The sequence below is a fragment of the Streptomyces sp. NPDC001904 genome, assembly GCF_040297005.1.
Lineage (GTDB): Bacteria > Actinomycetota > Actinomycetes > Streptomycetales > Streptomycetaceae > Streptomyces.
In genome coordinates this window covers 87928-109993 of sequence record NZ_JBEOYI010000022.1, presented here as the reverse complement: position 1 = coordinate 109993, position 22066 = coordinate 87928, and the positions used below count along the sequence as shown (strand labels likewise).

Genomic DNA, 22066 nt, shown 5'->3' with positions numbered 1-22066 from the left:
ACGGTTCTCACACGTCTCTGGCCAGGTACTGGAGCAGGGCGGTGACCGCCGTACTCACGAGACAGACGGCGAAGTGCAGTACGTAGAACAGGGGCACGCCGAACAGGCGCGGCCGGTCGGCCGGAAAGGCCAAAGCCGCCACGGCGCACCCGACCGGCAGGAGCAGCAGGGCGCTCCAGGCTCTACTCCGCGGCAATCCGTGCCTGCTCGGGGCGGACTCGTTTTCCGCGGTCAAGACCACACCTCTTCTCGTGACTGATCCACAAGTTGCGCGGCGCGGGCATCGGGTTGACACACCAACTCGTAAATGTGACGTGGGTCATAGATTTCATGTGTGTTGCTTGACCCTCTCTGGAGTCGCTCTTAGAGTTCGGCGAATCGAACTTGGGTTCTGTCATGCGGAAGCGATGGGGGGCGTCATCGGACCGGCGATCGGTGCGGGCTTCGTGCTCGTCTTGTGCTGTGCGGCGCTGGCCGGAGCCCGCTGGCCCACACGCGGCGCATCGCGCCATCCGGCCCGTTGGGCCCTGCACGGCCGCCGCCTTGGTGTGACAGTCACGTGCCTGCTGCTCGCCGGCTCTCTGTACACGTCGTATACCTACATCGCGGTCCCCGGCCTCATGTTCGGCACCGGCGGCCTCGCCATGTACGCCTTCGCCTACACCATGCTGCTGTCGCCCCTGGTAGCGCTGTTGCTACCCCGGCTGCGGGACGTGACGGCTCGCCACGACCTGCTCACCGCCGCCGACTATGTGCGCGCCCGCTACGGTTCGCACTCGCTTGCACTCGCGATCGCGCTGACCGCCATCCTCGCCACCCTGCCGTACCTGACCCTTCAGGTCGTGGGCGTCGGCGCCGTGTTGGGCGCCATGAAGATCGAGCCACACGGACTCGTCGGTGGTGCGCTGCTCGCTCTGCTCTTCTTGTTGCTCGCGGGTGTCGTCCACCGTGGCGGTCTGCGGGCCTGCGTACGCCTCTCCTGCGTCACGTACGTGTTGGGCGCCGCGGCCGTGGTCGTTCTGCTCGTGCTGGCTGTCGTCCAATTCGGCGCACCCGGACAGATCTTCGACGCGGCCGCCCGCCGCGACGACGCCGCGGGACCAGCTTTCGGCTCGCTGCCCGGCGGCTTTCTGGGCTCCGTGATGCTCGCTGTGGGCACGGCCCTGACGCAACTCCTCTACCCGCACGTCCTCTTGGTGGTGATGGCCGGCCGAGAAGGGCGGACACTCAAGGCGGCTACCACCTGGCTGCCGGCCTGGAGCCTGAGCCTTGGAGTGTGTGCCTTCCTCGGGGTCGCCGCACTCGCCGCCGGGGTGACCACTCCAGCAGGGCATGGGGAACTTGCGGTGCCGGAGCTGATCCGTGAACTAGCCCCGCCGTGGCTGGCCGGAGTGCTCTACGCCGCTCTCGCGATGGCGGGCCTGCTGCCCGCCGCGCTCATGGTGATGGGGATGGCGCTGCTTTGCGTCCGCAACATCTACGTGGAGTACCTCCACCCCACTGCCGCCCCCAAGCGCGAGGTCCGATCCCTCCGCTGGCCCGTCTTCACGTTGATGGCCGCGGCCGTGACGTTGGCCGTGTTCATCGAGCCGCGCGAAGCCGTCCGCCTGCACCTTCTGGGCGACGTGTGGATCCTGCAGATCCTGCCCGCTGTCGTGCTGTCGCTGTTCATTCGATGGTTTCACCGACGGGCTCTGTTTGCCGGGTGGGCGGCCGGCGTAGTCACGGGCACCGGATTGCTCGGCCTCTACGGCTTCCGTGCCCTCGTCGACGTCAGCATCGGCCCGCTGCACATTCCCGTTCACGTCGCCGTGGCCGCACTCGCAGTGAACCTCGCCGTCACCACGGTGTTGTCACCCGTCTTGGACCTGCTCGGCGTGCCCAGGGGAAGGGACGAGACCGGCGGCGCCATGCCCCATGAGCCCATCGATTCCGCATTCGCCTCCGTCGACTGAGTGGAAACAACACTGTGCGACCGCTCCTGCCCCGCCCCGCTCACTCGCCGCATCCTGTAGCGGCCGAGACCCCTCCACCTGCTGAGGCCGGTACTGCCCCCGCTGACGCGGAGCGCGACGACGAGGAGATCCTCGATCTTCGGGAGGCCGACCGCGAGGTGGCGATCGCCCGCCTCTTCGACGTTCACTACGCCCGCCTCCTGCGCCTCGCCGTGCTGGTCGGCGCTGAGGGGGACGCCGAAGACCTTGTGTCCGAGGCCTTCTACCAGCTGCACCGCCGGTGGGAGAAGCTGGCGACCCCCGAGGCGGCCCTGTCCTACTTGCGCTCCATCGTCTGCAATCTCGCACGCATGCGCATCCGGCGCCTCAAAGTCGCCCGCCGGCACACTTACCATGAGCGGGAACGGATGGTCTCGTCCGCGGAGCACCAGGTCCTGCTCAACGACGCCCAGCGTGAACTCGTCGTGGCTCTGCGTACGTTGTCATCGCGTCAGCGCCAAGCTCTCGTCCTGCGATACTGGATGGACCTCAAGGAGTCCGAGATCGCCGAGACGATGAAGATCTCCGTCGGTGCGGTCAAGGCGCACACCGCACGAGGCATGGCGAAGCTGACGAGTGTGATGAAGGAGGAGGCTCGATGAGCCGCGAGACGGAGGACTTGCTCCGCGAAACTTTCCATGACCTCGCGGCTGCGGTACCCGATAGTGCTGCGACCTCCTACCGCAAGGAGCAGGCTCGTTGGCGCCGCCGCGAGTACCGTCGGCGTTGCGTGGTCGCCGTCCTCGTGTTGCTCGTCGTCGTCGTGGTCTGCGCGATCGGCCTGATGATGCTGTCCCATGCCTCGTCGCGCACGGATGTCATCTTTCACGCCATGACCTGCACAAGTTCCTTGACACCCTCTCTCGTCTCTTCGTAGGTTCTCGCTGGACGGAAGTAACTTTCCGAACAGCGGAAACTAACGGGTGGGGTGTCCGTCGTGGCAGAAGGCGTCATCAACCAGGGGACCGTCGCGGCCTTCGCAGGGCTCATCTGCTGCGCGGTGGCGTTCGGAGCACGCCGCCCGCCGCGCGACGAACTGCCGGACCCCACCCGCTGGGCACTCGGCGAGCGTAGCCTTGGAACGGCGGCCACCTGCCTTCTGCTCGGCGGCACCATCTACACGTCGTACACCTACATCGCCGTGCCCGGTCTCATGTTCGGCGCCGGAGAAGTGGCGCTCTACGCACTGGCGTACGTCACGCTGCTCGTACCGTTGATCATGGTGCTGTTCCCTCGCATACGCGACGTAGCCGCGAGACAAGGTGTCATCACCACCACCGACTACGTCCAAGTCCGGCACGGCTCTCATGCCCTGGGCCTGGCGACTACCTTCACCGGCATTCTCGCCACCATGCCCTACCTGGGGCTCCAAGTCGTAGGTCTCGCCGACGTGTTGCAAGCCATGGGGTTCGCCTCCCGCGGCACGGTCGGCCTGCTGGCCCTCGCCGTGCTCTTCATCCTGTTCGCCGTAGTTGCCCACCCAGGAGGTCTGCGGGCCTGCGTACGTTTGTCCCTGGTCAAGGCCGTCTTGATCGGTGCCGCCGCCGTGGTTCTGCTGATCTTGACCTGGACCCGGCTCGGTTCGCCGGGGCACGTCTTCGCCCTGGCCGCCGGACGCAGCGCCGACACCCGGCAAATGCTCACCCGACCACCGAGCAGCTTCACGGGCTACATCACTCTGGCAGTGGGATCGGCCCTGGCCCAACTCGTTTACCCACAGGTCTTCACGGTCGCACTGGTCGCCCGGTCGCGGCGCACGCTACGAGCGGCCACCGCGTTCCTGCCCGCCTGGAACCTCTCCTTGGGACTGTGGGCCTTCTTCGGAGTTGCCGCACTCGCCGCCGGAGTGCACGCCTCATCTGGATACGGCGGTGTGGCAGTACCCGAGTTGATCAACGCCGTCGCTCCGCCGTGGCTGGCCGGGCTGCTCTACGGTGCGCTCGCGGTGGCCGGTCTGCTGCCCGCCGTCCTCATGGCCATGGGGATGGCGCTGCTTTTCGTCCGCAACGTCTACGTGGAGTACCTCAACCCCACCGCCACTCCCAAACATGAAGTCCGGTCCACCCGATGGCCGGCTCTTGCGATCATGGCGGGTGCTGTTGTCTTCGCCGTCCTTCTCAAGCCACAGGAAACGGTCAACCTCCATCTGCTGGGCTGCGTATGGATCCTTCAGACCCTCCCCGCCGTTGTCGTCTCCATGTTCACCCGATGGTTTCACCACCGGGCACTGCTCGCAGGCTGGGCCGTGGGCATGCTGACGGGCACCTGGCTGCTGGTAGGCCGAGACGGATTCTCCACCGTGCTTCACGTCGCCATAGGGCCCCTGCACGCGTCTGTGTATGTCGCCGTGGCCGCGCTTGCCCTCAATCTGGGCGCGGCCGCGGTGCTCACGCCGTTCCTCGACCGGCTTGGCGTCGAGCGAGGCAAGGGCGGTACCGCAGACGGGACCCCGCGACAGCGTCGTGGCTCGAAGTACACCTTCGTCGTTGACTGAGAGCCTCCCCTTGGGACTGAACACGCGACGTCGTCTCCGGGCTGGTCCCTCACCCACGTGGGAGGCAGCGTGCGACTCCATCCCTGAGATTGCGTGGGTACCCCGACTTCGGCCGAGGCGGCGCATCAGGGGGCGAGTCGAGGACAGAACACCATGCGCTTGCCGGCGGGGCGTCATCCGCCCAAACCGTTCAGGCTGAGAGCCTGCCCGCACTCACCGAGACGATCCGAGACCACTGCCCCTCACCGCAACGCCGCGTTGCATGAACGCCGCGACGCCAACCGGCACGGTCCCAGCGCGACACGGACGCCGCACCGCCCATCGAACGCCCGGATGCTTCGCGCAGGGCGCGGCGGCCAGGCCAGGCTGAAATTGGGGTGCAATTCTCGCTGTCGCTTAGCGGTGCTCCGCAAAGGGCGCCTGACGGGTAAATGCCCTGTTCAGGCGCCCCTGTCTCGTGTCTAGAAGAAGCCGAGCTTCTGTGCCGAGTACGACACCAGAAGGTTCTTCGTCTGCTGGTAGTGGTCCAGCATCATCTTGTGGTTCTCCCTGCCGATGCCCGACTGCTTGTAGCCGCCGAATGCCGCGTGCGCCGGGTACGCGTGGTAGCAGTTGGTCCAGACGCGGCCCGCCTGGATCGCGCGGCCCGCGCGGTACGCCGTGTTGATGTCGCGGGTCCACACGCCCGCCCCCAGGCCGTACAGCGTGTCGTTCGCGATCTTGATGGCGTCGTCGTAGTCGGCGAAGGAGGCGACCGAGACGACCGGGCCGAAGATCTCCTCCTGGAAGATGCGCATCCGGTTGGTGCCCTCGAAGATCGTGGGCTGGACATAGTAGCCGCCCGCCAGCTCGCCGTCGTACTCGATGCGTTGCCCGCCGGAGAGGACCTTCGCGCCCTCCTGCTGGCCGATGTCCAGGTAGGAGAGGATCTTCTGGAGCTGGTCGTTGGAGGCCTGGGCGCCGATCATCGTGTCGGTGTCCAGGGGGTGGCCGGTCTTGATGGCCTCGGTGCGGGCGATCGCCGCGTCGATGAACTCGCTGTAGTGGCCCTGCTGGATGAGCGCCCGGGAGGGGCAGGTGCAGACCTCACCCTGGTTGAGGGCGAACATCGTGAAGCCCTCGAGCGCCTTGTCGCGGAAGTCGTCGTCCTTCGCCCAGACGTCGTCGAAGAAGATGTTCGGGCTCTTGCCGCCCAGCTCCAGCGTGACCGGCTTGATGTTCTCCGAGGCGTACTGCATGATCAGCCGGCCCGTCGTGGTCTCGCCCGTGAAGGCCACCTTCGCCACGCGCGGGGACGAGGCCAGCGGCTTGCCCGCCTCGACGCCGAAGCCGTTGACGATGTTGACGACGCCCGGCGGCAGCAGATCCTTGATCAGGTCCATCAGGACGTGGATCGACGCCGGGGTCTGCTCGGCCGGTTTGATGACGACCGCGTTGCCCGCGGCGAGCGCCGGGGCGAGCTTCCAGGTCGCCATCAGGATCGGGAAGTTCCACGGGATGATCTGCGCGACGACGCCGAGCGGCTCGTGGAAGTGGTACGCGATCGTGTCGTCGTCGATCTCGGAGAGGCTGCCCTCCTGCGCCCGGACCGCCCCCGCGAAGTAGCGGAAGTGATCGATGGCCAGCGGGATGTCGGCGGCCAGCGTCTCGCGGACGGGCTTGCCGTTCTCCCAGCTCTCCGCGACCGCGAGGAGTTCGAGGTTCTGCTCCATGCGGTCGGCGATCTTCAGGAGGATGTCGCCGCGGGCGCCGGGCGACGTGCGGCCCCAGGCCGGCGCCGCGGCGTGCGCGGCGTCGAGCGCGCGTTCCACGTCCTCGGCGGTGCCGCGCGCGATCTCCGTGAACGGCTGGCCGTTGACCGGGCTCGGGTTCTCGAAGTACTGGCCCCGGGCGGGCGGCACGTACTCCCCGCCGATGAAGTGGTCGTAGCGGGCCTCGTAGGAGACGACGGAGCCCGGAGTGCCGGGGGCTGCGTAGCGGGTCATCGTGAGGTGCCTCCTGTCTCGGCTGCCCGCCGTTGGGCAGCTTGCGCTCAGGAGGCTAGGAACCCAGACGTTGCAGTTACGTTGCGTACGGATCCCGCGCGCCCTGTTCCTCGTCGAGTGCGGCGAGCCGGGCCAGGACCGGCGGCGTCGGACGGGCCGCCGCGAGAGCCTGCCAGACACCGAGGTCGTCCTCGCCCCACGGGGCGTGCGCCCAGTCGGCGAGCAGATCGGGGTCGCCACGGGCGATGAGGGCCGCGCGCAGCCCGTCGGCCAGCCTGCGCCGTATACGAGCCACCGCAGGGGCCTGCGACGCGGGCAGCAACGGACCCGGGTAGGCCGAGGCCGCCGCCGTCACCGCACCCGATCCGAGTCGGCGCTCCACCGTCTCCAGGTCCGACTCGACCGGCGCCGTGAGTCGGTAGGGGCGCGAGGTGAGGAGATCGGGGCCCAGCACCCGGCGCAGCCGTGCCAGTTCGGCCCGGAGGGTCACCGGCGTCACCGTCTCGTCCTCGTAGAGATGGCAGAGCAGCTCGTCACCGGTCAGGCCCTCAGGGTGGCGGGCCAGCAGGACGAGCAGCTCGCTGTGCCGGCGGCTGAGGCGGAGCTTGCGGCCGGTCGGGGTGAGCAACAGCGCCTCGTCGCGTCCCAGGACGGTCAGCCGCAGCGCCCCGTCGGTGGCGGACGGCGGGGACAGCAGGGCGAGCTGGGACTCGGCGGCCCGAGCCACCGCCTGCACGAACGCCAGGCTGTGCGGATGCGCGAGCCCGTCGCCGCCCGTGATGTCCACCGCGCCCAGCACCCGGCCGGTGCGCGGATCGTGCACCGGAGCCGCCGCGCACGTCCACGGCTGCACCTCTCGGATGAAGTGCTCGGCGGCGAAGACCTGCACCGCGCGGTCCACGGCGACCGCCGTGCCCGGGGCGTTCGTCCCCATCGCCGACTCCGACCAGCGGGCACCCGGCACGAAGTTCATCCGGCCCGCCCGTCGCCGGGCGTCCGCGTGCCCCTCGACCCACAGCAGCCTGCCCTGCGCGTCGCACACCGCCAGTAGATGCTCGCCGTCCGTCGCGAACGTCCCCATCAGCTCCCGGAACAGCGGCATCACCCGGGCCAGCGGATGCTGCGCGCGGTACGCGCCCAGCTCCCCGTCGGTCAGCTCGACCGCCGCCGAGTCGTCCGGGCTGACGTGCGCGCCCGCCGAGCGGCGCCACGATGCGGCGACCACCGGCCGCACCGGACGGACGACGGTGCCCGCGGCGGTGAACCGGTCATGGGCACGGCGCAGCGCCCGCACCCGCTCGGACGCGTCGGCGCCCGGCTCCAGGGCGACCCATGGATCGGTCAACGCTGCCTCCCCGAGACATTCCTGACGATTGACGACGATGGGGCCATCGTCACCCCGGGGAGGGAGGGCGACAAGGAGCGCGGCGCCGGTCTCGTGAGGTGGCACATGCCGCACCCGTGCGTGAAGATCCGCGACGCCCGGCCGGAACAGCGTCGGCCGGGCGCGAACGGCACCCGACTCAGGCCGAGTTGACCAGCCGGATGTAGCGCGTCCAGTCCCAGTACGGGCCCGGGTCCGTGTGCGTGGCGCCGGGCACTTCGACATGCCCGATGATGTGCTCCCGGTCGGCCGGAATCCCGTAGCGCGCGCAGATCGACGCGGTGAGCGCCGCCGACTTCTCGTAGAGCGCGTCCGTGAAGTACTCCGGCTGGTCCACCCAGCCCTCGTGCTCGATGCCGATGCTGCGGGTGTTGTAGTCCCAGTTCCCCGCATGCCAGGCGATGTTCTTCTCGCGCACGCACTGCGCGATGTGTCCGTCCGCCGAGCGGACGACGTAGTGCGCGGAGACCTGCTTGGCGGAGTTCTTGAAGATGGCGAGGGCGTCGGCCCAGGTCTCCTGCGTGACGTGGACGATCACGTAGTCGATCGGGTAGGAGGAGGGCCGGCTGGACGCCGTGTAGTTCGACGTGCTGGCGGGGACGGACTCGGCCGCCGGGTAGTCGACCGCGGCGGCCTGCGCGTCGGCGCGCCCCATGGCCAGGAGGGAACCGGGGACGGCGGCGAGCGCTCCGGCCTGAAGGAGACGGCGGCGGGTGGTTCCAGCGGAGAACGGGTGTCTTGCTCGGTCCATGACGATCCTGCCTTTCGACTGGCTCGGACGGTGGGGGGAGGTGAACCGGCAGTGCTACGGCGCCCGGAAGGGCTCCGGCCGCGGCAGCGTCGCCGCGATCTCACGCAGCCGCGCATGGATCCCGCGGTGCGTCTCGCGCGTCGGCAGCCACTCCTTGCGGAGCTTGGCGACGCACGTGTAATTGGTGTCGCAGACGTTCGCCAGCGGTGACTCGACCGTCTGCGACGCGAACTGGTAGGCGTCCAACTCGCTGAAGCCGTAGTCCCGTTCGAGCCACCGCACCAGGTCGAGCTGCGATATCCGGAACGCGTCCTCAAGAGGGCGGGCCGAGCCCGTCGAGACGATGTGGGTGTCCGACTCGATGCGCGGCCACGGGGTCGCCACGCCCTTCAGCAGTTCGACGATCACGACGGTGTGCATCGCGCACTCCACCGCGACCCCGCAGGTCTCTCCCTCGCCCTGGCGGGCGTGGCCGTCGCCCAGACTCAGCAGCGCGCCCTCCACGTTCACCCCCAGGTAGCAGGTGACGCCCGCTCTCATCTCGGGGGTGTCCATGTTTCCGCCGTGCGCGTCCGGCACCAGCGCCGAGCGCACTTCGAGGCGGGCCGGTGCCACGCCGACCGTGCCGTGCATCGGGTCCATCGGCAGGTCCACGGTGAAGTCGCCGTCGCGTGCCGTGAACCGGGCGGTGCGCCGGTCGCGGTCGAGGTGCCAGATCCAGACCTGCTCGGGAAGCGGCGGTTGCAGGGTGGCCGTGGTGGGGGTGGAGGTCAGCGCGCCGAACAGCGGCACCGTCGTGGACGCCGCCCAGTCCCGGGCGGGCTCCACGGACACGAAGTGCACGGCGACCGTGTCGCCCGGCTCGGCGCCCTCGATGAGGAAGGGGCCCGTCTGCGGATTGAGGTGCCCGGGTGTGCAGACCTGCGACACCAGGTCCTTCTCCGAGCGCACCAGGCCGCCGAAGCAGTCCTCCGTGTACAGGTCGAGCACCGTGCCCGGGGCGATGCGGGCGACGGGCGGCACGCCCCCGAACGTCCAGGCGTAATCGCCGGGTTCGGGCCGGACCGTCAGCATCCGGGGGTCGCTCATCGGGGGAGTGCTCCGCTCTGTGTGGGGTGGTCGTCGTCCGGTGGCGGGAGGGGGCCGGACGCCGACGACCGGACCCGCGCACGACCGTCGGAGGAGCGGGAGCACGACGCCTCCCGTGAAGTACCGTACGGGGCCCTCGGGTTGGCGCGGAAGAGGGCACGACGGATCTGTGGACAACCCGCGCTTTGTGTATAACCGCATGTCAGGGGCGCTTCAGAGGTTCGGACCACTGGCAGTCGACACGGTCACCCGCGGTCCGCCGTCCGCCGCCTGGACCTAGCCCGCGGTCCCGACCTGGCCCACCGTCCCCACCGGATCGTCCAGCACCCCGCGCACCACCGAATGCGCCGCCCCCAGCAACGGCCCGTCCGGCCCGAGACCGGACACCAGTACGCCGTCCGCCGGGGCCGCCCGCCGCCGGTTCAACTCCTTCTCCAGCGGCGGCAGAAGCCAGGGCGCGAGCCGGGACAGCGCGCCGCCGAGCACGACCGCGCGCGGATCGAGCAGGTTCACCGCGCCGGTCAGTGCGATCCCGAGAGCGGTGCCGGCGCCGCGCAGCGCCCTGCGGGTGGCGGCGTCGCCGTCCCCGGCCCGCTCGGCGAGCAGGGAGACCCGGTCGGGGCCCGGCGCGATGCCCGCCGCGCGCAGCACCGCCCCTTCGCCCGCGTACTGCTCCAGGCAGCCGCGTCCGCCGCACGGGCAGGCCGGCCCCTCGGGCCTGACCGGCATGTGGCCCAGCTCCCCGGCGAATCCGCGTGTCCCGCGCAGCAGTTGTCCGTCCACGACGAGCGCGGCACCGATGCCGATCTCGGCCGACACGTGCAGAAAGTCCGCGGGGGCGCCGTCGGCGAGCCACAGTTCGGCCAGGGCGCCGAAGTTCGCCTCGTTGTCGACCGTCAGCGGCACGTCCACCGGCAGCAGCCTGGCGACGTCCGTGTCGTGCCAGTCGAGGTTGGGGGCGCGCACGACCGTGCGGGTGTCGCGCCCCACCAGGCCTGGTACCGCCACCGCGAGACCCGCCGGACGGAGCCCGGCCGTCTGCGCCTCCGTGCCCACCAGCCGTACCATCTCGGCGAGTTCGGCCAGCACCGGCTTCGGGGCGCGCCCCCGGTTGTCGACCCGGCGCTCGGCACGCGCGCGTACCGCACCGCGCAGATCGACGGCGCACACCGCGAGATGGTCCACGCCCACCTCGGCCCCGAGTCCGGCAGGACCCCGGCCGCTGACCGTGAGCGCGGAGCCCGGCCGGCCCACGCCGCCGGGGCGCTGCGGGCCCAGTTCCTCCAGGAGCCCGGCCCGGGTCAGCTCGTCGACGAGGGTGGAGACCGCGGCCCGGGTCAGCCCGATGTGCTGGGCCACCGACGCCCGCGACAAGGGTCCTTCGGCGGCCACCGTGTGCAGCACCCGGGACAGATTGCGGCGACGCATGGCCTGCTGGGTGTCCGGCGTCCCCGGGCGCGATCGGTGCACTGGTGCGGTCATGCGCTCATCGTCGCAGGACCGCCCGGGCGGCGTGGGCCCGGCCCGCCGTAGACGTCCCCGCCCCGCTCGCTCACCGCCGCCCCAGCAGCGGCGCCGCATCGGCCAGGACCGCCGAGATCCGCTGCATCGTCTCCTCGTCCCGGGTCACGGGGTCCAGGACCGGGCCCCGAGCGGTGTCCCAGCGCCGGGCCACCGCGGCGGGGTCCTCGCCGGTGAGCAGGCCGGCCGCCTGAGCCGCCGCGCCGAGCGCCACCAGCTCGCGGGCCTCGGGCACCTGGACACCCCGCCCGGACAGCCGACGTACCGTCTCCTGCCAGGCCCTGCCGCGCGCGCCGCCCCCGATGAGCAGCAGGGGAGCGGTGGGGTCGGCGCCCTCGGCCTCGCCTTCGAGCACCCGGTCGAGCGCTTCGAGCAGCGCGTGCACGGCTCCGTCGTAGGCCGCCTGGAGCAGTTGGCCGCCCGTCGTGTCGTGCCGCAGCCCGGTCAGCAGGCCGGAGGCGTCCGGCAGCGCGGGTGTCCGCTCGCCGTCCAGATAGGGCAGCACGGTCGCCTCGCCGCCCTGCTCCACCGCCTCCCGGTCGAGGCCGAGCAGCGCCGCGATCCGGTCCACGGCGAGCGTGCAGTTCAGGGTGCAGGCCAGCGGCAGCCAGTCGCCGCGCGCGTCCGCGAACCCGGCGACCGTCCCCGACGGGTCCGCCGGCCGGTGCCGCGACACGGCGTACACCGTCCCGGAGGTGCCGAGGCTGAGCACCGGGGTGCCCGGCCGCAGCCCGAGGCCGAGCGCGGCCGCGGCGTTGTCCCCGGTTCCCGCGGCCACCAGCGTGCCCTTGGAGAAGGGCAGATCACCGTGGGTGTCGCGGACCGTCCCCGCCACCTCGCCCGGTGCGACCACACGCGGCAGCAGCGCCGGATCGAGCCCCACCCGGGCCAGCACGTCGTCGTCGTACACCTCGGTCGACGTCGCCCACCACCCCGTACCGGACGCGTCGCCGCGGTCCGTCGTGCCCGTGCCGGTCAGACGCCCGGTCAGATAGTCGTGGGGCAGCCGCACCGCCGCCGTCGCCCGTACGGCCTCCGGTTCGTGCTCGGCCAGCCACGCCCACTTGGAGATGGTGAAGGAGGCGGCCGGAACGCTGCCGAACCGCTCCGCCCACACTTTCGGGCCGCCGAGGTCGTCCACGAGCCGGCGGACCTGCGGCGCCGAGCGCACGTCGTTCCACAGCAGCGCCGGACGCACCGGGCGGCCCTGCGCGTCCAGCGTCACCAGGCCGTGCTGCTGCCCGCCGACGGAGACCGCGGACGCCTGCCGAGCCGCGTCCCCGCACTGGGCGAGGGCCTCGCGCAGCGCTCCGTACCACTCCTCGGGATCGCTCTCGCGGCCCGCGCCCGTCGTCACCGTGTGCGGTGCCTGCCCGCTCGCCACCACGGCGCCGGTGGCTACGTCGACGACCAGTGCCTTGGTGGACTGCGTGGAACTGTCGATCCCTACGACGAGGGGACCGTCGGCAGTGGACATGCGGCTCTCCTGACTTGGACGAACGACGTGCACGAGTGACGTGCGCGTACGACGTGGACGGACGTGTGCGAACGGTCCGGGTGCGGAGGGCGTACGCGAGGCTCGTACGAACTCGTACCCGTGGTGACCCTTCCCAGCGGCGTGCCCGCATACTAATTTGTAAAGTGCCATGACGAAATGGCTGTGCGGCACGCGTTGCCGCGCACCGGGCAACGGCGAGGGAGCCGCGAGATGACGTACCAGCCCACTCCCGACGACAAGTTCAGCTTCGGACTGTGGACGGTCGGCTGGCAGGGCCGCGACCCGTTCGGCGACGCCACCCGGCCCGCGCTCGACCCGGTGGAGTCGGTGCAGCGCCTGGCCGAACTCGGCGCGTACGGCGTCACGTTCCACGACGACGACCTGATCCCGTTCGGTGCCTCCGAGACCGAGCGCGAGTCGCACATCAAGCGCTTCCGGCAGGCGCTCGACGCCACCGGCATCGTGGTGCCGATGGCCACCACGAACCTGTTCACCCACCCGGTCTTCAAGGACGGCGGCTTCACCGCCAACGACCGTGACGTGCGCCGGTACGCGCTGCGCAAGACGATCCGCAACATCGACCTCGCGGCCGAACTGGGCGCGGAGACGTATGTCGCGTGGGGTGGCCGCGAGGGCGCCGAGTCCGGTGGCGCCAAGGACGTCCGGGACGCCCTCGACCGGATGAAGGAGGCCTTCGACCTGCTCGGTGAGTACGTCGTCGAGCAGGGCTACGACCTGAAGTTCGCCATCGAGCCGAAGCCGAACGAGCCGCGCGGCGACATCCTCCTGCCCACCATCGGCCACGCGCTGGCGTTCATCGAGCGGCTGGAGCGGCCCGAGATGTATGGGGTGAACCCGGAGGTCGGTCACGAGCAGATGGCGGGCCTCAACTTCCCGCACGGCATCGCGCAGGCGCTGTGGGCGGGCAAGCTCTTCCACATCGACCTCAACGGCCAGACCGGCATCAAGTACGACCAGGACCTGCGTTTCGGCGCCGGCGATCTGCGTGCCGCGTTCTGGCTGGTCGACCTGTTGGAGAGGGCCGGCTACGAGGGGCCGCGCCACTTCGACTTCAAGCCGCCGAGGACCGAGGGCTTCGACGGGGTGTGGGCCTCCGCCGCGGGCTGCATGCGCAACTACCTGATCCTCAAGGAGCGCGCTGCCGCCTTCCGTGCCGACCCCGAGGTGCAGGAGGCGCTGCGGTCCTCGCGCCTGGACGAGCTCGCGCAGCCCACCGCGGCCGACGGCCTCTCGGCGCTGCTCGCCGACAGGAGCGCGTTCGAAGACTTCGATGTGGACTCCGCCGCCGAGCGCGGCATGGCCTTCGAGCGGCTCGACCAGCTGGCGATGGACCACCTGCTGGCCGCGCGCGGCTGACCTCCTGCCGGGCCGGCGCGCGCTTCCTGGGGCACGGCCACACCGTCCCTGCCCCAGGAGCCGCCGCCCGGCGGAGCTGCCGGTCCCCCAACGCGGCAGGGGACCGGACCGGATCCGACTAGAGCGCGCCCTTGGGGAGCTTCACGTACGTCACCCGGGTCTCGATCCCGCTGTCCACGAGCCGCCCGTTCGCGTCGAACGCCCCCGTGCCGTCGGTCATCCCGAAGTCGTTGTCGTTGATCAGGGCCAGCGTGCCGTGTCCGACGACCGCCACTCCCTCGATCTTGTCCGGCACCCCGTCGACGGTGTTCAGGTCGACCACGAGCCGCTTCCTGAGTACTGGCACCCCGGCGGCCGCGGGGTCGTCGAGCTGCTCGAGGGACGGCGACGTCGTCGCGTCGTCCCAGCGGTCGCCCAGAATGTCGGCGCCACGCGTGAGCCGCACCTCCTGGAGACGGGCCGCCTTGTCGGTGCGCTCCTCGACGAGCAGCCGGTCGCCGCCGAGCGCCACGACCGAGGAGATCTTCAGCTCGGAGGTGTCGTCCTCACCCGGGTCGACGTCGCCCACGGCGTCGAAGCGGTACGCGTACTCGGCCGTGACGGCCTGCTTCTTCGGGGAGAAGCGGACCAGGCGAGTGGTGCGCGAGGCCTCCCCGGCGGCGCTGTCGGGCAGCGACAGCGGGCTCTGCAGCGCCATGACCAGATCCCCGTTCGGGAGCAGCGCCAGGCCCTCGAAGCCACGGTTGATCTTCCGGTTCAGGAACACCGACGGCAGCGCCTCGACGACCGGGTAGTCGGCGCCCTTCAGGTTCAGCCCCTTCGGTACGTAGCGGGTGAGGACCTTGCCGCGCGCCGACACGTGCACGAGCGAGGGCCCGTACTCGTCGATCAGCCAGAAGCCGCCGTCCGCGGCCCGCACGATGCCCTCGGTGTCCAGACCGTTCGGGTCGTACGACAGCGGGGTCCTCGCGTCGTAGGTGTACGGCTTCTCGTCGCGGCCCTCCTGGTTCGACAGGCCGGTGACGGCCTTGCCGGACCGGGTGGTGACCGGGATCGCGTCGATGACCTTCACCCGGTCGCCGACGACGCGGATCTTCACGATCGCCGGGTCGAAGCCGGGCACGGGAAAGGTGCGGCGCTTGCTGCCGTCGACCTTGATCTGCCCGTTGGGGCCGCGGTCGGTGACCGTCCAGAACTCGCCCTTGCGGCCCGTCGGGTAGATGTCGGAGCCGATGCCGCCGAGGTCGACGCCGCGGTCGTCGGCGACGGTGCCCGGCAGCAGCCCGTTGCTGAAGTCGCCGAGCGGCAGGTCGCCGAGCGTGGCGCTGCCGGTGACGTGGGCCGTGCCGGACGGCTTGCCGGAACCGGCCTGGGCGCCCGTCGCGGTCCCGGCGACGGCGAGCGCGGCCAGCGCGGCCAGCGCGGCGAGCGGCACACCCGCGGCGACGGTGCGGCGTACGCCACGGGCGCTGCGTGAGCCGGGGACGAGCGGGGACATGGTGCCTCCTGAGGCGCGGGAACACGGAACGGCAGGGGACTGTGCGAACGGGTCGATCAACGCGATCTGCGCACACGGTCGACCCCGGCGCCGAACACCAGGTGACGGCAGGGTGAAGAGAGGAGGTGGCGGAGGGTGAACGCGTGGTCGTCGACGTACCCGCCCCCTGAGCGAAGGTGATCGATACGATGACGCCCACCCCGGCGCCACCCGCGCCGGGCCGTGCCACGGGGGAGGCCCACGTCATGCGGCAGCACGTCGACCGGCGCCACGCCATGGTCCTCCAACTGGTCCGGGAACACGGCACGTTGCGCGTCGCCGACCTCGCGCGCGAACTCGGTGTCTCGCCGGTGACCCTCCGCCGCGACGTGGAGGCCCTCGCCGCTCAGGGCAGGCTCCGGCGGCTGCACGGCGCCGTCGTTCGCACGGAGGAGAGCGCCGGACCACCGGCTCCCGAACCGGCGCGGGACCGCGGCGTCGTCGTCGGCATGGTCGTGCCGACCACCGAGTACTACTACGCGGATGTCGTGCGCGGCGCCCGCGAGGCGGTCGAGGCGCGCGGCGCCCGGCTCGTCGTCGCCCTGTCGCAGTACCTGCCCGGCGAGGACAGCGTGCAGGCCGACCGCCTGCTGGCGTCCGGCGCGCACGGGCTGCTGCTCACCCCCAGCTGGGAGACCGGCAGCCCCGGCCCGGGGGAGGGGCTGCGGATCACCGAGCGAGCCGTACCGACCGTCCTCGTGGAGAGGTCCGCGCCGCACGGCCACCCGGCGGCGGCCATCGACCGGGTCCGCTCCGACCATGCCCACGGCGCCGCCGAGGCCGTCCGCCATCTGGCCGCACTCGGCCATCGCGGCATCGCGCTGGCCGCCCAGGACTCGCCCACCACCGCCGAGTTGCGGCGCGGCCACGAAGCGGCCGTCGCGGCGCTCGGGCTGAGCGCCGCGCCCGCGATGCCGCGGCCGCCGCTGCCCGTCGGCGAGGCCGAGCGGTTCGAGCGGACCTTCGCCTATCTGCGGACGTCCGTTCAGGAGCACGGGGTGACCGCCGCGATCCTGCACAGCGACGTCGACGCGATCGTCCTCGTACCCCGGCTGCGCGCCCACGGCATCCGGGTCCCCGGCGACCTGGCCGTCATCACGTACGACGACGAGGTGGCGGCCCTCGCCGACCTGCCGCTGACCGCGGTCGCCCCGGCCAAGCGGACCGTGGGCCGGCGCGCCGCCGACCTGCTGCTGTCCCGGCTCGCCGGGCCGTCAGGCGCCCGCGAGCCGGGACAACACCTCGACATCCTGCCCGAGTTGCGCATCCGGGAGTCGTGCGGCGCGTCGCTCAGGCCAGTTTCACGGTGACCTTCTGGGTCTGTCCTCCGGTCCCGCCGAGATCACCGAACGTCAGAGTCAGCTCCCGTCCCGGCGTCGCCCCGGTCACCGAACCCGGCTTCGACGTCACGGACGCGACCGGCCGCCGCCAGACCAGTGTGGCCGCCTTCACCGACCGGTTCGGATCGCTGACGCACACCGTCGCCGTGCCGTCGCGCCGCTCCCTGATCTGCACGACCAGCGGCGCGTCGACCGTCACTGGACCGACCGTGCCCGGCTCCCAGAACACGGCCGACACGAGACCGAGCGAAGGCACCCGAATCCCCTGCCGCACGGGGGAGTTGACCGTGACCTCGGCCCAGTCGCGGTCCGCCGCCCGCGCAGCGGTGCGCGCCTCGCTCGCACCCGGCAGCAGCACATACGCGTAGGAGGCGTCGGCCGGATCCGTGCCGTGGTCGGTCAGCAGGGTGACGTACCGGCGGGTGACCGGATCGGCCGAGCCGCCGCCGTTGATGCTCTGCCACGTCGCCGTACGCTCCTCTCGCAGCGCCGTGAGTGCCGCGCCACCGGGGAAGACGTAACCGCCGTGCCCGGCCAGATGCGCCCAACGGGCGCCCTGGACCGACGTGTTCGAGCCGAGGGCGGCCGCCCGGGTGCGACCGTCCACCGTCAGGCGCGCCGTGCCCGAGATCCCGAGGCTCCGCGTGTCCACCACGCTCTCCACGCCCGCGCCGTCCGTGCTCGTGATGCCGGCGCCGAGGCACACGACGGCGTCGTCGAGGAAGAACCACGCCTTCTTCGCCCGCAGCGTCGACGACAGGCCGCGGGTGTCCTGGGCCACCGCCGCGTACGTGCCGTCCGTCGTACCGCCCACCCAGGTCGTGGCGGGCCGGGCCGCGCCCCACGTGCCGCCCTCACCGTCCGCGAGCGCTTTGCGCGAGACCGTCGTGCCGGGCAGCCGGTACGGGTCCACGGTCGGCCAGAAGCCGTCGCTGTACTGTCCGCCGCCCGCACTGTCGCCGGCGGCCCACCAGTACAGCATTCCCGAACCGGTGTGCCAGCCGTGGATGTTCTCGCCGTTGCCGTTCTCGTAGAACGTGATCGCCTTCGACGCCATGGACAGCGAAGCCGTGAACCGGTTCGAGCGGTGCGTCGCCCGCGCCATCGACGGGAACAGCCGGTGCCCGGCCGGCTCGGCGGCCGCCTTCACCCCGGCGTCGCCGAGCAGCGCCGTGACCCGGGAGAGCGCGGCGACCCCCAGCGTGCGGCCGCTCGTCACCTCGCTGTACCGGTCCCGCGTGAACCAGCCCTTGGCGAGCGCCGACCAGCGCGCGTTCTCCTCGGCGCTCGCGCCCTGCCCGAGCAGCAGGATCGAGGCGATGATCCCGTGGCCCCGGGAGTGGTCGTCCTGCTGGACCTTCAGGGTGTCGGTGGCGACGAGGCCCCGGCTGATCGCGCGCCCCGCCACGTTGTCCATCACCAGACCGTCGTGCAGGAACGGTGCGTAGGCGGCCTCCACCGAGTCCAGGAAGATCTGCCGACCGCTGTCGGTGATCGCCCACGTCGACCCGCCGAGCAGCGCGAACAGCCGGCTGAGTCCGTCGATGAGGACCGCGCCGTACGACCCGGTGTACGGCACGTAGGTGTGCTGGATCAGTGAGCCGTCCGCGTACAGGCCGTCGCCGGAGGTGACGTACGGGAACACCGGCGAGACCGCGTCACGGGCGAGCGCGATCTTCGCGGCCGTGCCGCCCAGGACACCGCGCAGCGCGAGGACCCGGCACAGGTCGATGCGGTTGGCGCCGGTGCTGGTCCCCGAGTACGACGCCACGAGCGAGTCCGGAACGAAATGGTCGACGGCCTCGATCGCCGCCGTCAGCTGCGCGGCGCTCAGGTGCTCGTACATCAGCACGCAGATGTCGAGCAGCCGCTGCGGCGCGCCGATCTGGAAGTTGTACCAATTGCCGTACTGCTTCTGAGACGCGTTGTAGACCTGTGCGCCCAGGTGGTCGACGGCCGTGAGCACGGCGGTTCTGAGCGACGCGTCGCCGGTGAGGCCCGTCCCGGGCTGGCAGAAGGCCTCGGCCATCGAGCGGACGCGCTCGTAACTCGTCTGGATCTTCTCGGAGTAGGCGAACGACTCGGTGTCCGTGTCGGGGTCCGGGTCGCCGAACACGGCGTCGGGCCACAGCGATCCGGTGGCGGGGGCCATCGCGTCCCGCCAGGCCCTCGCCTGGGTGCCGAAAGCGGCGAGCTTCGACTTGAACGGTTCGGCGGTCGGGCTGAAGCCCTCGCCGAGATACAGCGCCCGCCACTTCGCCCGCAGCGCGGCGAACTCGTCGTCCGCGGACGCGTCCGCGGCGGCGGCCGGGCCGGGAACTCCTACGGTGAGCGCGGCCCCGACGGCCGCCGAGGTGGCGAGGAAGGCGCGACGGGACCAGGGCAGGGACGGCGACGTCATGAAGAGCTCCGGGAGGCTGGAGGGTCCGCTGGGAGTAAGCGGTTTCTAGCACCCGGTGAATCAAACGCTCAAGAGAAGCGGCCAAGTTGATCGTTTCGATCGTTCGAGAGGCGGTGGAGCCGGGCCAGCTCAGGCCCCGACCCACACCGTCGTGATGTTGCAGAACTCCTTGATGCCGTGGCCCGCCAGCTCACGGCCGTATCCGGAGCGCTTGGCGCCGCCGAACGGCAGTGCCGGGTGCGAGGCCGTCATGCCGTTCACGAAGACACCGCCCGCCTGGCTGTCCTGGACGAACCGGTCGATGTCGGCCTCGTCGCCGGTCCACAGGTTCGAACTCAGTCCGAACGGGGTGTCGTTGGCGACCGCGATCGCCTCGTCCAGGTCCGCGACCCGGTACAGCGTCGCGACCGGCCCGAACGTCTCCTCGCGGTGGATGCGCATCTCGGGTGTCACATCGGCGACCACGGTGGGCTCGTAGAACCAGCCGCGGTCCGCGAAGTCCTTCGGCCGCTGCCCGCCGCACAGCACGGTCGCACCGCTCTCGACGGCGTCGTCGACCAGCTCCTCCAGATCGGTGCGGCCCTGCTCGCTGGCGAGCGGCCCCACGTCCGTCGCCTCGTCCAGCGGGTCGCCGACACGCAGCTCGCGCATCCCCGCCACGAACCCGTCCCGGAACTCCTCGAAGACGTCCTCGTGCACGATGAACCGCTTCGCCGCGATGCACGACTGCCCGTTGTTCTGCACCCGCGCCGTCACCGCCGTCCTCGCGGCCTTGGCGACGTCCGCCGACGGCATGACCACGTACGGGTCGCTGCCACCGAGCTCCAGCACCGTCTTCTTCACCTCGTCACCGGCGATCGCGGCGACCGAGCGGCCCGCGGGCTCGCTGCCGGTGAGGGTCGCGGCGGCCACCCGCTCGTCGCGCAGGATGCCCTCGACCGCGCCGGACCCGATGAGCAGCGTCTGGAAGCAGCCCTCGGGGAAACCGGCGCGCCGGAACAGATCCTCCAGGTAGAGGGCGGTCTGCGGCACGTTCGACGCGTGCTTGAGCAGGCCCACGTTCCCGGCCATCAGAGCGGGCGCGGCGAACCGGACCACCTGCCACAGCGGGAAGTTCCACGGCATCACCGCGAGCACCACGCCGAGCGGCCGGAAGCGGACCAGGGCGCGGGCGGCCCCGGAGTCCTTCACGTCCTGGTCGGACGGGTGCTCGTCGGCCAGCAGCCCCTGCGCGTTCTGCGCGTACCAGCGCATCGTCTTCGCGCACTTCGTCGCCTCGGCGCGGGCCGCGGCCACCGGCTTGCCCATCTCCGTCGTCATCACCCGGGCGATGTCGGGGGCGTCCGCCTCCAGCAGATCGGCCGCCTGCTGAAGCAGGCGCGCCCGCTCGAAGAACGTACTCGTGCGGTACGTGTCGAACGTGCGGGACGCCAGCGCGAGCTTCTCCTCGACGGCCTCGTCGGAGAGGGCGTCGTACGTGCGCAGCGTCTCGCCCGTGGCGGGGTTGACCGTCGCGATGGGCATGGGGCGACCTCCTGTGCGGGGTTCCTTCGACCTTCCCGCGCCGCACCGGGCCGCGCAACGCGGGACAACGCCGAGTACCCGGCCGGCCGCGCGTCAGACCTGCTCCGCGAGCCGGACCAGGAACGCCGCCTGCGCCTGCACGATCACTGCCCGCGCCGCCTCCAGGCCGAACCAGGCCACCCGGTCCAGCTCCGGGAACTCGGCGGTCCGGCCGCTGCCGCGCGGCCACTCCATCGTGAAGGTGCCCGGCACCATGTCCGCCGGATCGAGATCGCCCTGCACCGCCCACACGGTCACGTGCTTGCCGCCGGACTGGACCACCTCCCCGAGCGGCAGCGGCGCCCCGGCCGGCGCGGGGAGGCCCAGTTCCTCCTCGAACTCGCGCCGCGCCGCGTCCCAGGGCGTCTCGTCGTCGCCGTACTCGCCCTTCGGGACGGACCACGCGCCCGCGTCACGGCGCGCCCAGAACGGGCCGCCCATGTGCCCGAGCAGCACTTCGGGCCCGTCCGCCGTCCGGCGGAAGAGCAGGATTCCCGCGCTGCGTCTGGTGACCATGCGATCAGTCCCGGTGGTGGTGGCGGACAACGGCTCGTGAGGGCGGCGGCGCGGCGGATCAGGAGGGCAGCAGGTGCGGCTGCACACCGCGTGCCGTGGCGTCGGCGAGATGCTGGCCGAGGCGCAGTTGCAGGGGTCCCGGCGGTCCCGTCCGCTCCGACAGCAGGCTGAGCGAGCCGACCGCCCGCTCCGCGGTGCGCAGCGGCACCGCGACCACGCACGCGAAACCGAGCGAGCGGGCCATCGCGGTGTACGAAGGCCAGTTGGCCCGCGCGTACGGGTGCGCGAGCGGCACCCCGCGGATCGGCTGGGCGCAGGCGCGGCAGTCGGCGCCGGGGCCCTCGCCCCAGGACAGCGCGGCCCGCTCCAGGCGCAGCCCGCGATTGTCGGACGCCGCCACCTCGACCCGCCCGGTGGGCGGCTTGAGAACGGCCGCCGCCGTCTGCACCTCCAGCAGGGTGACGCAGCAGGCCACCAGCGTGGCCAGGGCCTGCGGCCCGCCGCGCGCCGAGGCGTCCGCCACGTCGACGAAGGCCGTCGCCAGCCGTTCGCTGTCCACCTGATACACCTCGTACGGCACACCGCGCATGACGTCCCCCTCGCTCCGCTCCGAGCA

Annotated in this window: 18 protein-coding genes; 6 read left to right on the top strand and 12 right to left on the bottom strand. The window is 71.4% G+C overall.

Going from position 1 to position 22066, the window contains the following annotated elements; genetic code table 11:
• Positions 1–7: 7 nt before the first annotated feature.
• Complete coding sequence (locus ABT127_RS29305; RefSeq protein WP_351456307.1) at positions 8–235, bottom strand: hypothetical protein; 228 nt, start codon at positions 233–235, stop codon at positions 8–10.
• A 106-nt stretch (positions 236–341) separates the two neighbouring features.
• Here ABT127_RS29305 and ABT127_RS29300 point away from each other — a divergent pair, with 106 nt between their 5' ends.
• Genes ABT127_RS29300 through ABT127_RS29285 form a run of 4 tightly spaced genes read left to right on the top strand, consistent with a single transcriptional unit; the run spans position 342 to position 4488 of the window.
• Positions 342–1955 carry a sodium:solute symporter family protein gene (locus ABT127_RS29300; protein WP_351456304.1) on the top strand — a complete coding sequence of 538 codons (1614 nt, stop codon included), beginning with the start codon at positions 342–344 and terminating at the stop codon, positions 1953–1955.
• A gap of 14 nt (positions 1956–1969) precedes the next feature.
• Complete coding sequence (locus ABT127_RS29295) at positions 1970–2596, top strand: RNA polymerase sigma factor (RefSeq protein WP_351456301.1); 627 nt, start codon at positions 1970–1972, stop codon at positions 2594–2596.
• Entirely contained in the window at positions 2593–2871 is a 279-nt protein-coding gene (locus tag ABT127_RS29290; protein WP_351456298.1) for a hypothetical protein, read from the top strand. The genes ABT127_RS29295 and ABT127_RS29290 overlap by 4 nt, the downstream gene beginning before the upstream one ends.
• Before the next feature lie 60 nt (positions 2872–2931).
• Positions 2932–4488 carry a sodium:solute symporter family protein gene (locus tag ABT127_RS29285; protein ID WP_351456295.1) on the top strand — a complete coding sequence of 519 codons (1557 nt, stop codon included), beginning with the start codon at positions 2932–2934 and terminating at the stop codon, positions 4486–4488.
• A 461-nt stretch (positions 4489–4949) separates the two neighbouring features.
• Here the strand turns inward: ABT127_RS29285 and exaC are convergent, their stop codons facing one another.
• The 6 genes from exaC to xylB all read right to left on the bottom strand — a co-directional run bounded on the left by exaC (position 4950) and on the right by xylB (position 12695).
• On the bottom strand, positions 4950–6473 hold the full coding sequence (gene exaC / locus ABT127_RS29280) for an acetaldehyde dehydrogenase ExaC (protein ID WP_351456292.1): 1524 nt from the start codon (positions 6471–6473) through the stop codon (positions 4950–4952).
• A gap of 76 nt (positions 6474–6549) precedes the next feature.
• Positions 6550–7818, bottom strand: coding sequence for a GAF domain-containing protein (locus ABT127_RS29275; protein WP_351456289.1), 1269 nt, complete (start codon positions 7816–7818; stop codon positions 6550–6552).
• A gap of 178 nt (positions 7819–7996) precedes the next feature.
• Positions 7997–8608, bottom strand: a complete 612-nt coding sequence (locus ABT127_RS29270; RefSeq protein ID WP_351456287.1) for an N-acetylmuramoyl-L-alanine amidase — start codon at positions 8606–8608, stop codon at positions 7997–7999.
• Positions 8609–8662: 54 nt separating this feature from the next.
• A complete protein-coding gene (locus ABT127_RS29265) occupies positions 8663–9697 on the bottom strand; it encodes an acetamidase/formamidase family protein (RefSeq protein ID WP_351456284.1) in 1035 nt (344 codons plus the stop codon).
• Positions 9698–9973: 276 nt separating this feature from the next.
• Complete coding sequence (locus ABT127_RS29260; RefSeq protein WP_351456281.1) at positions 9974–11179, bottom strand: ROK family protein; 1206 nt, start codon at positions 11177–11179, stop codon at positions 9974–9976.
• A gap of 70 nt (positions 11180–11249) precedes the next feature.
• Positions 11250–12695 (bottom strand): xylulokinase, encoded by a 1446-nt coding sequence (xylB, locus tag ABT127_RS29255; protein ID WP_351456278.1) that lies wholly within the window; start codon positions 12693–12695, stop codon positions 11250–11252.
• Between the two features lie 231 nt (positions 12696–12926).
• On the opposite strand from xylB, the gene xylA reads away from it, so the two are divergent.
• Complete coding sequence (gene xylA, locus ABT127_RS29250; protein WP_351456275.1) at positions 12927–14093, top strand: xylose isomerase; 1167 nt, start codon at positions 12927–12929, stop codon at positions 14091–14093.
• 118 nt (positions 14094–14211) lie between these two features.
• Here xylA and ABT127_RS29245 read toward each other — a convergent pair whose 3' ends face one another.
• Positions 14212–15591 carry an esterase-like activity of phytase family protein gene (locus ABT127_RS29245; protein ID WP_351456272.1) on the bottom strand — a complete coding sequence of 460 codons (1380 nt, stop codon included), beginning with the start codon at positions 15589–15591 and terminating at the stop codon, positions 14212–14214.
• Positions 15592–15836: 245 nt separating this feature from the next.
• On the opposite strand from ABT127_RS29245, the gene ABT127_RS29240 reads away from it, so the two are divergent.
• Positions 15837–16940, top strand: coding sequence for a substrate-binding domain-containing protein (locus tag ABT127_RS29240; protein ID WP_351456357.1), 1104 nt, complete (start codon positions 15837–15839; stop codon positions 16938–16940).
• Here the strand turns inward: ABT127_RS29240 and ABT127_RS29235 are convergent.
• The 4 genes from ABT127_RS29235 to ABT127_RS29220 form a co-directional block, all read right to left on the bottom strand.
• Entirely contained in the window at positions 16921–19371 is a 2451-nt protein-coding gene (locus ABT127_RS29235; protein WP_351456269.1) for a polysaccharide lyase 8 family protein, read from the bottom strand. The two genes, ABT127_RS29240 and ABT127_RS29235, sit on opposite strands and share 20 nt — an antisense overlap.
• A 129-nt stretch (positions 19372–19500) precedes the next feature.
• The gene (locus tag ABT127_RS29230) at positions 19501–20895 is read right to left on the bottom strand and encodes an NADP-dependent succinic semialdehyde dehydrogenase (RefSeq protein WP_351456266.1); all 1395 of its coding nucleotides are present in this window, start codon (positions 20893–20895) and stop codon (positions 19501–19503) included.
• Positions 20896–20988: 93 nt separating this feature from the next.
• Positions 20989–21450, bottom strand: coding sequence for an NUDIX hydrolase (locus tag ABT127_RS29225; RefSeq protein ID WP_351456264.1), 462 nt, complete (start codon positions 21448–21450; stop codon positions 20989–20991).
• Between the two features lie 58 nt (positions 21451–21508).
• Positions 21509–22039 carry a GAF domain-containing protein gene (locus tag ABT127_RS29220; protein ID WP_351456261.1) on the bottom strand — a complete coding sequence of 177 codons (531 nt, stop codon included), beginning with the start codon at positions 22037–22039 and terminating at the stop codon, positions 21509–21511.
• Positions 22040–22066: the final 27 nt, after the last annotated feature.